This is a genomic window from Bacillus sp. JJ1503, from assembly GCF_036965125.1.
GTDB lineage: Bacteria > Bacillota > Bacilli > Bacillales > Cytobacillaceae > Cytobacillus.
Map to the genome: position 1 here is coordinate 1 of NZ_JBALOZ010000338.1, position 14,500 is coordinate 14,500.

Genomic DNA, 14,500 nt, shown 5'->3' on the forward strand with positions numbered 1-14,500 from the left:
GAAATGAATATGAAAAAAATAGTTTCTTATTTTTTTGTTAGTATTCTATTAATGGGCTTACTTGCTGCATGTGGAACAAGTGAAGAGCCTTCATCAAATGGATCAGAGAAAAAGGAATCTGACAAGAAGACATTAATCATGGGGACATCAGGAGATTATGCTCCGTTTGAATACATCGATACAGCTAAAGGCGATGACATTATTGGAGTCGATATTGATATTGCAAAAGCTGTAACAGAAAAATTAGGTTATGAATTTGAAGTTCGTGATATGGATTTTGGCGGTTTAATTCAAGCTCTGCAATCTGGTCAAGTTGATTTCGTTATGGCAGCGATGTCTGCAACAGAAGAAAGAAAGAAAAGTGTAGATTTTAGTGAAATATACTATACATCAAAGCATATGATAGTTTCTAAAAAAGATAGTGGAATTACGAAGGTAGAGGATCTTAAAGGCAAAAAGATTGGTGCTCAATTAGGATCCATTCAAGAAGAGAAAGCTAAAGAGTTAGCTGAAACAGTGGAAATGTCTGTGGAAAACCGCAACCGTATTCCTGAATTGATTCAAGAAATTAAAGCTGGCCGTTTAGATGCAGCAATTATTGAAGATACAGTTGCTAAAGGTTACTTAGATAATAACGCTGACATCGAAGGGTTTACTGTTGAAGATGCAGATGGCGGATATGCAATTGCATTGCCTAAAAACAGCGAGCTAACAGCAGAATTTAACAATGTATTAAAAGAAATGATTGATAATGGCGAAGTAGATGCGATTATTAAAAAATGGTTTGAAGAGAAATAATATGGCTTAAGTGGCGATAAACGTTCAGAAGTAATCGGGCTTCTGAACGTTTTTGCCCTTTTGGTTTAGCTGATTGAGAGAGGACTGAGCATTCGGATGAATTTTGATTTTTCTTCCATTCTCCCTTCCCTTCCATATATTTTAAAGGGAATAACCGTAACACTCCAAATAGTAGGTTTAGCTGCATTATTAGGGTTTGTTCTAGGAATTATATTATCACTTTTTAAGATTAGCTCCATTAAACCGCTGTTATGGTTTGCAGATCTATATACTTCTATTTTCCGTGGTACGCCTTTAGTGCTGCAATTAATGATTATTTACTTTGGATCACCGCAAATTTTTGGTTATCAAATTGAACCATATTTTGCCGCTGTTCTAGCATTTGGGATGAATTCTGCTGCCTATATTTCCGAAATTATTCGGGCAGGGATTCTTGCTGTTGATAAAGGACAAAGCGAGGCAGCGAAAGCACTTGGAGTCCCATACAGCAAGATGATGCTGAATATCATTTTACCGCAGGCTTTAAAGAACATTTTGCCAGCACTTATGAATGAATTTATTACTCTAACAAAGGAATCTGCTATTGTAACAACGATTGGCGTAATGGATATTATGCGCAGGGCTTATCAGGTCGGTGCCGACAAGTTCCGCTTTATTGAACCATTGCTATTAGCTGGTCTCATTTACTATTTAATGGTTATTACTTTAACATTCCTTGGAAAAGCAGTCGAAAGGAGGATGAGACGCAGTGATTAAGGTTGAAAATTTATATAAACAGTTCGGTAAGCTTGAAGTGCTGAAGGGAATTTCAACGACCATAAAGGATGGGGAAGTTGTTGCCATTATTGGCCCATCAGGCTCTGGAAAATCAACTTTTCTTCGCTGTATTAATTTTCTGGAGAAGCCAACTGCTGGTCAGATTTGGATCGGTGATCAAGATATTACAAATAAGAAAACAAATATTATGAAGGTCCGTCAAAATGTAGGGATGGTCTTTCAGCATTTTCATCTATTTCCTCATAAAACGGTGCTGCAAAACTTAACATATGCGCCTATGACGGTTAAAGGCCTTTCAAAGCAGGAAGCAGAAAAGATTGGTCATGAGTTATTAGCCAAGGTGGGGCTTTCTGAAAAGGCTTCTGAATACCCAAATCGCTTATCTGGGGGACAGAAGCAGCGGGTAGCGATAGCTAGAGCACTAGCCATGCAGCCAGATGTCATGCTATTTGATGAACCAACCTCAGCACTTGACCCTGAAATGGTCAAAGAGGTGTTGGATGTTATGAAGTCGTTAGCACATACTGGAATGACTATGGCGATTGTTACTCATGAAATGGGATTTGCTAAAGAGGTTGCTGATCGAGTTCTATTTCTTGATGGAGGGGTGCTAGTGGAGGATGCCCCGCCAAATGAATTCTTTGCTAATCCTAAATCCGCACGTGCTCAGGATTTCTTGCAAAAAGTTCTGTAAATCCATGTAGGAAAATATGTTAATAAGGAAATTACGAATAAAAAAGAAGATGATTTCTATTTGATCATCTTCTTTTTTTTGGACATAATTTGTTATGAAGCTTATAATTATTCGCATATAAAGGATTTGACTAGGAGCTAACAAACTATGAAGTTTCGTATCGGCTATCGAACGATTAAAACAGCGATTGGTACAACTGCTGCCATCATCTTAGCACAAATATTTGGTTTTACTAATTTCGCTGCAGCTGGAATTATTACCATTCTTTGTATAAAACCTACAAAAAAGATGTCACTAAGGGCATCATTAGACCGTTTTTTTGCCTGTCTTATCGCCATGCTTTTCTCAGGATTGATTTTTGAAGGAATTGCTTATCACCCATTAATGATTGGTCTTTTGCTGCTATTTTTTATTCCAATTACTGTCATGCTTAAGATTAGTGATGGAATTGTGACAAGCAGTGTGATTATTTTACATATTTATGCCGCAGGGCAGGTAACGACAGAAATCATTCTTAATGAAATTGGGATTATTACCATAGGGATAGGTGTTGCTCTGATTGCAAATCTTTTTATGCCAAGCTTGGATCAGAAGCTAGGTGAATATCAAGTGCAGATTGAAGAAAATTTTAAACGGATATTCGAAGAAATTGTGATCTATCTGCGTGTAAATGAGAGTGACTGGGACGGGCTCGAAATCACGGAGACTGCGAGGCTGATTGAGGAAGCTGAGGCCCTTTCCTACAGGGATGTAGAAAATCATCTACTTCGCAATGAAAATATTTTTTATCATTACTTTAAAATGCGGGAAAAACAGTTCGAAATTATTGAACGGGTTTTGCCAATTGCTACCTCCATTTCGCATACTGTTGAACAAGGAGAAATGGTTGCTGATTTTATTGAGGAGTTATCAAAAAATATTCACCCGGGAAATACTGCCCAAATATTTTTAGACAAGCTTTATGAAATGAATGAATCATTTAAGATCATGGAGTTGCCAAAAACGAGGATCGAATTCGAAGCTAGAGCGGCTCTTTTTCAATTTACGCGAGAAATGGAAGAGTATTTATTGATCAAAAGTACAACGAAGGAGCTGCCAATTGGAAGAAAGATGCATGTTAATAATGATTAAAGTGAAAACTATCCTTTAAAAGGTTGGTGATCACATGTTTAAGCTTATTTCTTCCATGCTAATAGCACTGGCATTTTCGCCCATTTGGCCGTTAGGAGAAAATCCATTGCCTGGTGACCCTTTTATTATTGTCAATAAAAAAACGAATGAAATAGCTTTTATTCATGATAATAAAGTTCAAACAGTGATCGCTGCAGCAACAGGCAAGACAGAAGATTTAACACCTGAAGGTTTTTTTACGATTACGGTAAAGGCGAAAGATCCTTATTATCGGAAAAATGATATTAAGGGCGGTGATCCTGATAATCCTCTAGGATCAAGGTGGATAGGATTTGATGCAGCGGAAACCGATGGGAGAAAATTTATGGAATCCATGGCACAAATAATCCAGCATCCATTGGAAAATATGTTTCTCAAGGCTGTATCCGCCTGCAAAATGAAGCAGTCGAATCATTATATGATTTGGTTCCAGTTGGTACGAAAATATTAATTGTTTCCTCTCCGAATCATTTTGAAGATATTGGGCGTTCCTATGGGGCGATCCAATAAAAAAAGCAGTGGATTTCTAATCCACTGCTTTTTAAAATCTACTAGAAAAACATCGAGGCTCCAACAAACAATGAAGATGCCAGCATTGCAAAAATCATTAAATAAACGATGATCTTACGTGCTTTTTTATTAGACAAAAGAATTCCCCCTTTAATCTATTTTCTCCTACTTACATTTTACTAGGAAAAATCAAAATGAACAACCGCTCGATTTAGAAAGGATTTTTCGACATATTTAGAGAATACATAATATGACTGTTTTAATGCAACTTCTCGGCTTGAGAAAAGGAATCCTATTCATGATTGATGTTTCACTTTAGTATAGAAAAGATTATAATTTTAGAAGGATAGCAATTGGAGGGGAACATATGATTAAAAAGGTTGATCATATCGGAATTGCAGTTCGATCACTTGAGAAGGCATTGCCTTTTTATACGGACATTCTAAAGCTTCCTCTGCTTGGCGTTGAAGAGGTGGAAAGTGAAATGCTTAAAGTTGCTTTCCTTAAAGCCGGAGATACGAAGCTCGAGCTATTGGAGCCTACTAATCCTGAAAGCGCTGTCGCAAAATTTATCGAGCATCGTGGAGAAGGTCTTCATCATGTTGCATTAGGTGTGGAATCCATCCAGGATCGGATTAATGAAATGAAAGAAAAGGGAATTTCCATGCTGAATGATGCCCCAAAAATGGGTGCAGGTGGAGCACAGATTGCATTTATGCATCCAAAATCTACAGGAAAAGTGCTTTATGAATTTTGCGAAAGGAAAGGATGAATAAGGACCATGGCAGACATCTATGAAAAGATTAACGAATTATATGACCGCCGAAGAGAAATTGAACTTGGCGGGGGGGATGAAAGAATTGCAAAGCAGCATGAGAAGGGGAAGCTAACGGCAAGAGAGCGAATTGATTTACTAGTGGATCCAGGGACTTTCGTTGAGCTAAATCCGTTTATTGAACATCGCTGTACGGATTTTGGACTGGATGGACAGAAGGGGCCAGGAGATGGGGTTGTAACTGGGTATGGAAAAGTTAATGGCAGACCGATTTTTCTATTTTCCCAGGATTTCACGGTTTTCGGAGGAGCACTTGGTGAGATGCATGCGAAGAAAATTGCCAATGTGATGGATTTAGCTGCAAAAAATGGGGCGCCATTTGTTGGTTTGAATGATTCTGGCGGTGCGAGAATTCAAGAAGGTGTTGTGTCATTAGATGGATATGGCCATATCTTTTACCGAAATTCGATTTATTCTGGTGTGATTCCGCAAATCTCCGTCATCATGGGACCGTGTGCAGGTGGAGCAGTCTATTCGCCTGCGATCACTGACTTTGTTTTCATGGTTGAAAATACGAGCCAAATGTTTATTACAGGACCTAAAGTAATTGAAACAGTTACTGGTGAGAAAATATCTGCTGAGGATTTAGGCGGAGCAAACGTACATAATACGATTAGCGGCAATGCGCATTTTAAAGGCAAAACAGAGGCGGAAGTCATCGATCAGGTTCGCCATTTATTAAGCTATTTGCCGCAAAATAATGAGGAAAAGCCACCTATGCTGCATGCAGACAATGAAGACGATTATCGTCCGGATTTAACAGATGTCATCCCGTTCGATGCAGTACGTCCTTATGATGTACGGAAGGTTATAGAGCAGGTGGTTGATAAGACTTCCTTTATGGAGATTCATCAAGACTTTGCAAAGAACATTGTCGTTGGCTTAGCGAGAATTAAGGGTGAAGTCGTTGGTCTTGTCTGCAATCAGCCGAAATTTATGGCGGGCGGTCTTGATATCGATTCTTCTGATAAGGCAGCGAGATTTATTCGTTTCTGTGATTCCTTTAATATTCCGATTATCACTTTTGAGGATGTAACGGGATTTTTCCCTGGTGTTAAACAAGAGCATGGGGGAATTATCCGCCATGGTGCTAAAATTTTATACGCTTATTCTGAAGCAACTGTTCCAAAGCTAACCGTCATATTGCGAAAGGCGTTTGGCGGGGCATATGTGGCTTTGAATAGTAAAGCGATTGGTGCTGATCTTGTTTTTGCTTGGCCGAATGCAGAGGTTGCAGTGATGGGGCCTCAAGGGGCGGCAAATATTATTTTCGCCCGGGAAATTCAAAACAGTGAAGATCCGGAGACAACTAGAGCGCAAAAAATTGAAGAATACCGTGAAAAATTTGCTAATCCATATGTTGCGGCAAGCAGAGGAATGGTCGATGATGTCATTGACCCTCGTGAAACAAGAATCAAACTCATTCAAGCTCTCGAAATGCTGCGAAATAAGCAAGAATCCAGACCGAAGAAGAAACACGGGAACATTCCGCTTTAAAATTGGAATTGTACAATTTATAATAGACAGATACTTAACGTAAATTGGAGGAAAAAAGAATGATTAATCAGGAACGTTTACTTAACGAATTTTTAGAGCTAGTCCAAATAGATTCAGAAACAAAATTTGAAGCAGAAATTGCAGAGGTATTAAAACAAAAATTTTCTGATTTAGGTATAGAGGTTTTTGAAGATGATACTACAGCACAGACAGGTCACGGGGCAGGCAATTTGATTTGCACGCTTCAAGGAACAAAAGAGGGAGTAGACACGATCTATTTCACCTCTCATATGGATACAGTTGTTCCGGCTAAAGGGGTTAAACCATCCATTAAGGACGGCTATGTTGTTTCAGATGGTACAACCATACTTGGAGCAGATGATAAAACAGGACTTGCTGTCATGCTCGAAATCATTAAAGTTCTTAAAGAACAAAGCATCCCACATGGCACCATCCAATTTATCATTACAGCTGGGGAAGAATCTGGCCTAGTTGGTGCAAAGGCCCTTGATCCATCATTTATGACAGCAAAGTATGGCTATGCGCTTGACAGCGATGGCAAGGTTGGAAACATTATTGTTGCTGCACCAACACAAGCAAAGGTGATGGCGACCATTCATGGTAAAACAGCTCACGCTGGCGTTGCTCCTGAAAAAGGGGTTTCAGCTATCACAATTGCTGCAAAAGCGATTTCAAGAATGCCTTTAGGCCGTATTGACGAGGAAACGACTGCCAATATTGGCCGTTTTGAAGGTGGAACTCAAACCAATATCGTATGCGACCGCGTGGATATTTTAGCCGAGGCCCGCTCTTTAGTAAATGAAAAAATGGAAGTGCAGGTCCGTAAAATGAAGGAAGCATTCGAAAGTGCTGCTGAAGAAATGGGTGGAAAAGCAGACGTTGAAATTAAAGTAATGTACCCGGGCTTTAAATTTGGAGAAGGCGATCATGTTGTCGAAGTTGCCAGGAAGGCTGCGGCAAAAATCGGCCGAAGCTGTGAGTTATTGAAAAGCGGTGGAGGCAGCGATGCAAATGTCATTGCTGGTTTTGGTATCCCAACAGTCAACCTTGCTGTCGGATATGAAGAAATTCACACGACTAATGAGCGTATGCCAATCGAGGAATTGAATAAATTGGCGGAAATGGTGATTGCCATCATTGAGGAAGTTGCGGCTTAATTAGACTGTGATTTAAGGCATGAAATTAATAAAAAAGCAGTGAAATTTCGTTGTGAAATTCACTGCTTTTCTTATTGTTGATAAATCCTTCAATCTGACTGACAAATTGTGAGTTTGTAAACAGCCTTAGTAATAATTGGCTGATCCATTAATGACTAGATTCCATTTGATCGACATGGATAACATGCTTGCTATTAGCCCAAATGAACAGCACGGATATGAGCACAAATACTGCCCCTACAATAAACGGGATATGAGGGTTAAACCATTCTGCTAATTTTCCAGCAAAGAATGGAGCGATTGCGCCTCCAATAAAGCGGAGGAAGCTATATGCTGCAGAAGCCGTTGACCGTTCGACTGGCGCTGAATTCATGACAGCTGTTGTGATCAAAGTGTTATTATTTCCTAATAAGGCTCCAGCACAAATAACTGCAGCAATCACTACCCATTGAGTGGATGTCCATATTCCCATAATGAATAAAACGAGGGCAAATAAAATTAGCATCGCACACATAGATTTGACTGTTCCAAATTGCTTCTGCAGCTTTGGCGCCATAAAAACAGAGGTAACTGCAAGCAAGATCCCCCATCCAAGGAATACTAGGCCAAGTCCATGTTCGTCAAGACCCATGACAAATGGTGCAAAAGCCAAAAGGGTGAAGAATCCGAAGTTATACAGCATGGCAGTGATCCCAAAAACAAATAGGGAGCGATGCTTCAAGGCGCGAAATGGATCCATTAAAGACGTCTTTGGACGGGCAGCGCTAATTGTTTTTGGCTTCGGCATCAACGTAATGAGGCCAATAAAGGCAATAATCATTAACACAGCTACCCCAAAGAAAGGACCTCTCCACGACATGCCGCCGAGCCAGCCGCCAATAAGTGGCCCTACAGAAATACCAAGTCCAATTGCTGCCTCATATAAAATAATGGCATTTGCAGTACCGCTCGTTGAAAGGGATACGATGGCTGCTAATGCTGTTGCAACAAAGAGGGCATTTCCAAGACCCCAGCCTCCCCGTAGCCCAACTAGCTCCCAAATTCCGTTTGAAAATCCGCCAAGTGCTGAAAATATGGCAATAATGATAATTCCAGTAAGCAACGTCCATTTAATGCCAAGTCTGGACGAAATCATGCCAGTAATGAGCATTGCGACCGCCATGACAGCATTATAGCTAGTAAATAGAAGGGAAACTTCACTTGGTGTGGCATTTAAGTTCTTAGCAATCGCAGGTAAAATGGGATCAACTAGCCCAATTCCCATAAAGGCAATAATACAGGCAAAGAAGACTGCCCAAACAGATTTTGGTTGTTTAAGAAGACTCGTCTTTTCCCCTTCTGCTTTTGCCGTAGAAGCTGATTGAGTTATTGATGACATTCTCACATCTCTCCCTTTATTTTATAATTTCGTAAAAAACAAGTTTTTATTAGCTTGCCGATGAATATAAATAGTTGTATTATGAAACTATATTATTGTATTATACAACTATTTTTCAAAGTGTCAATATTGTCCTAAGCAAAAGCTTTCAATTTTTTAGAAATGAAAATAGCTTATGATATAATTAGTACAGATTATTAGTTATTGCGAGGTAGTAAAAATGGATGAGCAAGAATTGGAAACCATTGAACTTGAATTGGCAATCCTAATCCGGCGGACCACATCATTTTCAAATCATAAGAAACTTGGTAATCTTGATCGTTCAGCCTATTTATTATTGCATCAAATAAATGCCCATAATGGATCTGCTGGTGTAAAAGTATTGGCAGAAGAGTTCCAGCTAGATATATCAACTGTAAGCAGACAAACAGCATCGCTTGAGAAAAAAGAATATGTAATTAGAATTCCTGATCCATTAGACGGGAGGGCTTATTTCCTTCAAATTACCGATTTAGGGAAAAAAGAATTGTTTCAATATAAAGAGGCACGAATGGAGAGGGTGTCTGAAGTAATTGAAAGTTGGCCTGACGAGGATAGGAAGTCATTTGGCCGCCTTTTGAAAAAATTTAATCGCTCTGCAATTAATAAATAGGAAATTTTAATTAATTATTAAGAATATATCCTTCAAAAAACTTCTTCCCTTTAGTAATATATACATAGGGGAAATTATCCGCTACACGAGGAGGGGTTGCATTTGGAAGAGACGAATAAAGTTGTTGTGTTTCAAGTTGGAAATGAAGAATATGCGATTCCAATCCGATTTGTCATTTCAATAGAAAAAATAGAAGGAATTACGCCGATCCCTCATCTGCCTGAATATGTGAATGGAATTTTTAAAGTAAGAGGAGATCTGATTCCTGTTATCGATTTTGAAAGAGTTCTATACAATCAGCCTACATCGCCAAATGAAACAACAAAGATTATTGTATTGCAGACAAATGATCTGTCAATCGGAGTAATTGTCAAGGATGCCAAGGAAATCATTGATATTCCGCCTGATAAATTAAAGCAGCTTGGGCTTATCGCATACAAAAAAACAACCTATTTTACGGGTGTTGCTAATTTAGATTCTCGCATTATTACCTTAATAGACCCTTCGCAAATGGTTCAATCATTAGAAGGAATCAAGCAAATTCAAGATTTTATGAAATCACAGAAAGTTACATAATATTTTCAAACAGGGGATGAATGGCCATCCTCTGTTTTTTTTATTATCCTTGCAAGATGAAAGGAGCCTTATTGATTTGGTAAAATAATAGCAGAATAAGTAAAGGGAAGTGTCAGCATGAAACAAATGTATCCGAAAAATGGCCGAGTCATTTTACATGTTGATATGAATAGTTTTTATGCATCAGTCGAAATGGCATACGATCCCACATTAAAAGGGAAGCCACTTGCAATCGCAGGGAATCCCGCCGAAAGGAGAGGGATCATTGTAACATGCAGCTACGAGGCAAGAAGCTTTGGTGTTCGAACAACTATGCCGCTCTGGGAGGCGAAAAAGCTATGCCCGCAGCTCATTGTTAAAAAGCCGAATTTTGATAGATATCGTGCCGCTTCCATCGGGATGTTTGAGATCCTTAATGAATATTCTGATCTTGTTGAACCCGTTTCGATTGATGAAGGATATGTTGATATTACGAATAGCTATGAGCACGGAACACCGCCCGAAATTGCGGAGAAAATCCAAAAGCAGATTTTCCAGCAGCTTGATTTGCCTTGCAGTATTGGGATTGCGCCAAATAAGTTTTTGGCAAAAACAGCTTCCGATATGAAAAAGCCAATGGGAATTACAGTTTTAAGGAAAAGAGATGTTCCTAATATTCTTTGGCCTTTGGAAGTTGAAAGCATGCATGGTGTCGGAAGGAAAACGGGAGAAAAATTGCGGAGTCTTCATATTCATACTATTGGAGATCTAGCAGCTGCAAATGATATCCAGCTTAAATCGGCACTCGGGATTAATGGTCTTCGTTTAAAGGAAAGGGCAAATGGGATAGATCGAAGAATGGTCGATCCAGAAGCTGCTTCTGAATTCAAAAGTGTTGGGAATTCTACTACACTGCCAAGAGACTACTCCAATCAGCAAGAGCTGCTTCATGTAATAGAGGATCTTGCAGGAACAGTTTCCACTCGGCTCAAAAGAAAAAAGGTTCTTGCCGCTGCTTTAAGTATCATGATTCGTTATAAGGATAGAAAAACAGTGACAAGAAGCAAAAAGCTGCCAAACCCGATTCAAAAAAGCGAAGATATTTTTGCAGCCGCAAAGCAATTATTCTTAAAACATTGGAATGGCGACCCTGTAAGGCTGTTGGGAGTTACCGGCATGGAATTAGTGGAACATAATGAAGCAGTTAAACAGCTGGATCTTTTTAATTATGAACTGGAAGCAAAGAAGGAACCACTATTCGAGGCCCTAACCAATTTGCGTGAAAAATATGGTTCACAGATTATTGACACTGCAGCCGGCATGCCAGAAATAAAAAAACAACAGCAAGGGATTGGAACAGAAACTAGCTTTAATAAGGATTTTCTTCATGATTTCTCTACACATTCAGATCAAGAAAAAGGGTAGAGAGATTTCGCTAGTTGCTATCCATTGGAAAGGATATGGTATAGTAAAAAATAATGAGTTGAACTGAAAAAGGAGAATATTTATGGATGTTTTTTTCTTAGGGACAGGGGCCGGGATGCCTGCTAAGGCGAGAAATGTAACCTCTATTGCGTTAAAGCTACTGGAGGAACGAGGATCAATTTGGCTATTTGATTGTGGGGAAGCTACTCAGCACCAAATTTTACATACATCAATTAAACCGCGAAGAATTGAAAAAATCTTTATTACCCACCTTCACGGCGATCATATTTACGGTCTGCCTGGTTTGCTTTCGAGCCGCTCCTTTCAAGGCGGGGAATCAGAGGTAACCTTATATGGACCAAAGGGTATTAAGGAATATGTGGAAGTATCCTTAGCCATTAGCCAAACTTATTTAAAATATCCTCTAGCGATTATTGAAATTGAAGAAGGGGTCATTTTTGAAGACGAGGAATTTTTCGTTGAAGCCCGGCTCCTTGAGCATGGAATTCCTTCATATGGTTATAGAATTGTGGAAAAGGATAGACCTGGAACCCTACTGGCGGAGAAGCTCCTAGAGGCAGGCATAAAGCCAGGACCTCTTTATAAAAGGATCAAAAATGGGGAGCAGGTTGTTCTTGATGATGGCCGTGTTATTCATCCATCTGAATTTTTAGGACCAGTGCAAAAGGGCAGAATCGTGACAATCCTTGGAGATACTCGAAAATGTGAGGCGGCTATTGAATTGGCTAAAGGGGCAGATATGCTCATTCACGAAGCAACCTTTTCTGCGGGAGAGGAGCATCTTGCCTATGAATATTATCATTCCACAACGACACAGGCAGCAGAGGTTGCAAAATCAGCATGCGCAAAAAAGCTTTGCCTAACACATATCAGCTCGCGATATGATCGAAAGGATTGGCTGAGATTAGTTCAAGAATCGGAAGCTATTTTTTCCAATACCGAAATGGCAATGGACTTTAAAGAGATCTCTATAGCGGTTGGAAAAAAGTAATTTAAAATATTCTTGTTGACATATATACACGGGCATACTATAATCTCACTTAAACTTAAATTATTATATTAGTAAAGCTATGAAGAGAATTAATTAAGTCTTATTTCCCTGTTTTAAGAGAGTTAGTGGCTGGTGAAAACTAACACAAAGATAAGATGAATTTCAGCTTGGAGCTTTTTTACTGTCTTGACTGGCGGTAAAACGGTCATTCCGTTAACATGTTGAGTGGAAAGTCACATGCTTTCAAAAAGGGTGGTACCGCGTGAAATATTCACGTCCCTTTTATGAAGCTGTGGCTTTTTTGTTTTCTCGGAAAAAAATCAGAGTTAATACTCGGAATTTTCCTTATCTTCGAACGAAGACTCTTATGTTAATTAGCACTTATTTTTAATCAGATTTTGATTTCAGGAGGAAGCATGATGCAGCAAGATGAACAATGGTCTTCGAAAATAGGATTTATTTTAGCTTCTGCCGGTTCGGCAATCGGGCTCGGCGCGATTTGGAAGCTTCCGTACGTCACAGGGGTGAGCGGAGGCGGTGCCTTTATTTTATTATTTTTGATTTTTTCCCTGCTTATCGGTTTTCCGCTGCTATTAGGTGAATTCGTCATTGGACGCAGCACTGGAAAAGAGGCAATTTCCGCATATAAAGCGATTGCCCCTAGGTCAAAATGGCATTGGATTGGCTATTTAGGCGTTTTTACATGCTTTCTGTTATTATCCTTTTATAGTGTTATCGGCGGCTGGATTATTCAGTATTTGTATTATAATGTAAAGGATTTAATTGGAGTGTCTGAAGGCGTTGATTATGAAGCACTGTTTGGAGCTACTGTATCTAATCCGCTTCAAGTTGTGATTGCTCAAGGCATCTTTCTAATGATTACAATCATTGTCGTTGCGAGAGGCGTGCAGGCTGGAATTGAGAAAATAAGTAAAATCATGATGCCCGCTTTGTTTATATTATTTATCATCTTAATATTCCGCTCGCTTACATTGAATAACGCAATGGATGGGGTAAGCTTCTTTTTAAAGCCTGATTTTTCAAGCTTAACGTCAGAAAGTGTTCTTTATGCAATGGGGCAATCGTTTTTCTCATTAAGTGTGGGGGTATCCGTCATGGTTACCTATAGCTCTTACTTATCTAAAAAAGAAAACTTGCTACAACCAGCTTTATCCGTTGTGATAATGAATCTATTTATTTCTCTTCTTGCAGGACTGGCGATATTTCCGGCAGTGTTTTCTCTAGGTTTTGAGCCAACAGCAGGACCTGGGCTTTTGTTTATCGTTTTACCTTCCGTTTTTGACCAAATTCTTTTTGGCGATTGGTTTTTGCTGCTGTTCCTTGCTTTATTCTTATTTGCAACATTAACATCGGCGTTTTCAATGCTTGAAATCGTTGTAGCTGCGATTACGAGTAAAAAGGGAAAAGGTAGAAGTGCGATTTCTTGGATCATGGGAGCCGCGATTTTCTTAGTTGGGATCCCGTCAGCCCTTTCGTTTAGCACGCTTTCTGATATTACATTTTTCGGAAAAAGCATTTTCGACAGTGCAGACTTTCTTGTCAGCAATGTTTTAATGCCTACCGGCGCATTCCTCATTTCTATTTTTGTTTCTTATAAAATGAAGAAAGATTTATTAAGAAGTGAACTGATTCAAGGGTCAAAAGGATTCCATCTAATTTTTACTGTGTGGTATTTATTGATGCGATATGTTGTTCCACTTGTTATTATTATCGTCTTTTTAGATTCATTGGATTTTCTAAGATATATAGTTGAAAAGTAGCGGAGATTTATTTGAGAATGGCGGCAATTTATTTGCGAAAAAGCATAAAACAGGACGGGAAAGTTCTCCCATCCTGTTTTATTTTTTAGACCAGCCCCGCTCGTATTCTGAATACAGTGGCTTGTATTCCAATTTTAGGAAGCCGTTTAGCGGGAGTCTGACCCTAAAGAAATCCCAAAGAAACCAAAAAATATATTTGAAAACTTTGTTATATTTTAAAAGTATTTTCTTAGTGATC

General features: G+C 39.1%; 14 protein-coding genes, 1 pseudogene and 1 other annotated feature. Of the genes and pseudogenes, 13 read left to right on the plus strand and 2 right to left on the minus strand.

All coding sequences use genetic code 11. From position 1 onward, the window contains the following. Positions 1-9 precede the first annotated feature (9 nt). From V7149_RS21915 to V7149_RS21935, 5 genes and pseudogenes are all read left to right on the plus strand, one after another. Complete coding sequence (locus V7149_RS21915; RefSeq protein ID WP_335347721.1) at positions 10-798, plus strand: transporter substrate-binding domain-containing protein; 789 nt, start codon at positions 10-12, stop codon at positions 796-798. Positions 799-894: 96 nt separating this feature from the next. After that, positions 895-1,554, plus strand: coding sequence for an amino acid ABC transporter permease (locus tag V7149_RS21920; RefSeq protein WP_335347710.1), 660 nt, complete (start codon positions 895-897; stop codon positions 1,552-1,554). Continuing rightward, complete coding sequence (locus V7149_RS21925; protein WP_335347711.1) at positions 1,547-2,269, plus strand: amino acid ABC transporter ATP-binding protein; 723 nt, start codon at positions 1,547-1,549, stop codon at positions 2,267-2,269. The genes V7149_RS21920 and V7149_RS21925 overlap by 8 nt, the downstream gene beginning before the upstream one ends. 147 nt (positions 2,270-2,416) lie before the next feature. Continuing rightward, positions 2,417-3,400, plus strand: coding sequence for an aromatic acid exporter family protein (locus tag V7149_RS21930; protein ID WP_335347712.1), 984 nt, complete (start codon positions 2,417-2,419; stop codon positions 3,398-3,400). A gap of 34 nt (positions 3,401-3,434) precedes the next feature. After that, positions 3,435-3,949, plus strand: a pseudogene (locus V7149_RS21935) (L,D-transpeptidase). A 41-nt stretch (positions 3,950-3,990) separates the two neighbouring features. Here the strand turns inward: V7149_RS21935 and prli42 are convergent. Next, positions 3,991-4,086, minus strand: coding sequence for a stressosome-associated protein Prli42 (gene prli42, locus V7149_RS21940; RefSeq protein ID WP_315665429.1), 96 nt, complete (start codon positions 4,084-4,086; stop codon positions 3,991-3,993). A 230-nt stretch (positions 4,087-4,316) separates the two neighbouring features. Between prli42 and mce the strand changes: the two genes are divergently transcribed. Genes mce through V7149_RS21955 form a run of 3 tightly spaced genes read left to right on the plus strand, consistent with a single transcriptional unit; the run spans position 4,317 to position 7,459 of the window. Continuing rightward, positions 4,317-4,721, plus strand: coding sequence for a methylmalonyl-CoA epimerase (mce, locus tag V7149_RS21945; protein WP_335347713.1), 405 nt, complete (start codon positions 4,317-4,319; stop codon positions 4,719-4,721). Between the two features lie 9 nt (positions 4,722-4,730). After that, positions 4,731-6,281, plus strand: a complete 1,551-nt coding sequence (locus V7149_RS21950) for an acyl-CoA carboxylase subunit beta (RefSeq protein WP_335347714.1) — start codon at positions 4,731-4,733, stop codon at positions 6,279-6,281. A gap of 59 nt (positions 6,282-6,340) precedes the next feature. Then, the gene (locus V7149_RS21955) at positions 6,341-7,459 is read left to right on the plus strand and encodes a tripeptidase T (protein WP_335347715.1); all 1,119 of its coding nucleotides are present in this window, start codon (positions 6,341-6,343) and stop codon (positions 7,457-7,459) included. A gap of 148 nt (positions 7,460-7,607) precedes the next feature. On the opposite strand, the gene V7149_RS21960 is transcribed toward V7149_RS21955, so the two are convergent. Next, the gene (locus V7149_RS21960; protein WP_335347716.1) at positions 7,608-8,837 is read right to left on the minus strand and encodes an MFS transporter; all 1,230 of its coding nucleotides are present in this window, start codon (positions 8,835-8,837) and stop codon (positions 7,608-7,610) included. Between the two features lie 220 nt (positions 8,838-9,057). On the opposite strand from V7149_RS21960, the gene V7149_RS21965 reads away from it, so the two are divergent. The 5 genes from V7149_RS21965 to V7149_RS21985 all read left to right on the plus strand — a co-directional run bounded on the left by V7149_RS21965 (position 9,058) and on the right by V7149_RS21985 (position 14,262). Further along, positions 9,058-9,489 (plus strand): MarR family winged helix-turn-helix transcriptional regulator, encoded by a 432-nt coding sequence (locus V7149_RS21965; RefSeq protein WP_335347717.1) that lies wholly within the window; start codon positions 9,058-9,060, stop codon positions 9,487-9,489. Positions 9,490-9,591: 102 nt separating this feature from the next. Next, a complete protein-coding gene (locus tag V7149_RS21970) occupies positions 9,592-10,065 on the plus strand; it encodes a chemotaxis protein CheW (protein WP_335347718.1) in 474 nt (157 codons plus the stop codon). 117 nt (positions 10,066-10,182) lie between these two features. After that, complete coding sequence (locus V7149_RS21975) at positions 10,183-11,469, plus strand: DNA polymerase IV (RefSeq protein ID WP_335347719.1); 1,287 nt, start codon at positions 10,183-10,185, stop codon at positions 11,467-11,469. 82 nt (positions 11,470-11,551) lie between these two features. Then, positions 11,552-12,481, plus strand: coding sequence for a ribonuclease Z (gene rnz, locus V7149_RS21980; protein WP_335347720.1), 930 nt, complete (start codon positions 11,552-11,554; stop codon positions 12,479-12,481). 70 nt (positions 12,482-12,551) lie between these two features. Then, positions 12,552-12,765, plus strand: a binding site (T-box leader). A 135-nt stretch (positions 12,766-12,900) separates the two neighbouring features. Then, positions 12,901-14,262 (plus strand): sodium-dependent transporter, encoded by a 1,362-nt coding sequence (locus V7149_RS21985; protein WP_335347722.1) that lies wholly within the window; start codon positions 12,901-12,903, stop codon positions 14,260-14,262. The last annotated feature ends 238 nt before the right edge of the window (positions 14,263-14,500 follow it).

Excerpts from the sequence above, each read along its gene's own strand:
- V7149_RS21915 (WP_335347721.1), top strand. The coding sequence starts at position 10 with ATGAAAAAAATAGTTTCTTATTTTTTTGTTAGTATTCTATTAATGGGC.
- V7149_RS21920 (WP_335347710.1), top strand. The coding sequence starts at position 895 with ATGAATTTTGATTTTTCTTCCATTCTCCCTTCCCTTCCATATATTTTA.
- V7149_RS21930 (WP_335347712.1), top strand. The coding sequence starts at position 2,417 with ATGAAGTTTCGTATCGGCTATCGAACGATTAAAACAGCGATTGGTACA.
- mce (WP_335347713.1), top strand. The coding sequence starts at position 4,317 with ATGATTAAAAAGGTTGATCATATCGGAATTGCAGTTCGATCACTTGAG.
- V7149_RS21950 (WP_335347714.1), top strand. The coding sequence starts at position 4,731 with ATGGCAGACATCTATGAAAAGATTAACGAATTATATGACCGCCGAAGA.
- V7149_RS21955 (WP_335347715.1), top strand. The coding sequence starts at position 6,341 with ATGATTAATCAGGAACGTTTACTTAACGAATTTTTAGAGCTAGTCCAA.
- V7149_RS21960 (WP_335347716.1), bottom strand. The coding sequence starts at position 8,837 with ATGTCATCAATAACTCAATCAGCTTCTACGGCAAAAGCAGAAGGGGAA.
- V7149_RS21965 (WP_335347717.1), top strand. The coding sequence starts at position 9,058 with ATGGATGAGCAAGAATTGGAAACCATTGAACTTGAATTGGCAATCCTA.
- V7149_RS21975 (WP_335347719.1), top strand. The coding sequence starts at position 10,183 with ATGAAACAAATGTATCCGAAAAATGGCCGAGTCATTTTACATGTTGAT.
- rnz (WP_335347720.1), top strand. The coding sequence starts at position 11,552 with ATGGATGTTTTTTTCTTAGGGACAGGGGCCGGGATGCCTGCTAAGGCG.
- V7149_RS21985 (WP_335347722.1), top strand. The coding sequence starts at position 12,901 with ATGCAGCAAGATGAACAATGGTCTTCGAAAATAGGATTTATTTTAGCT.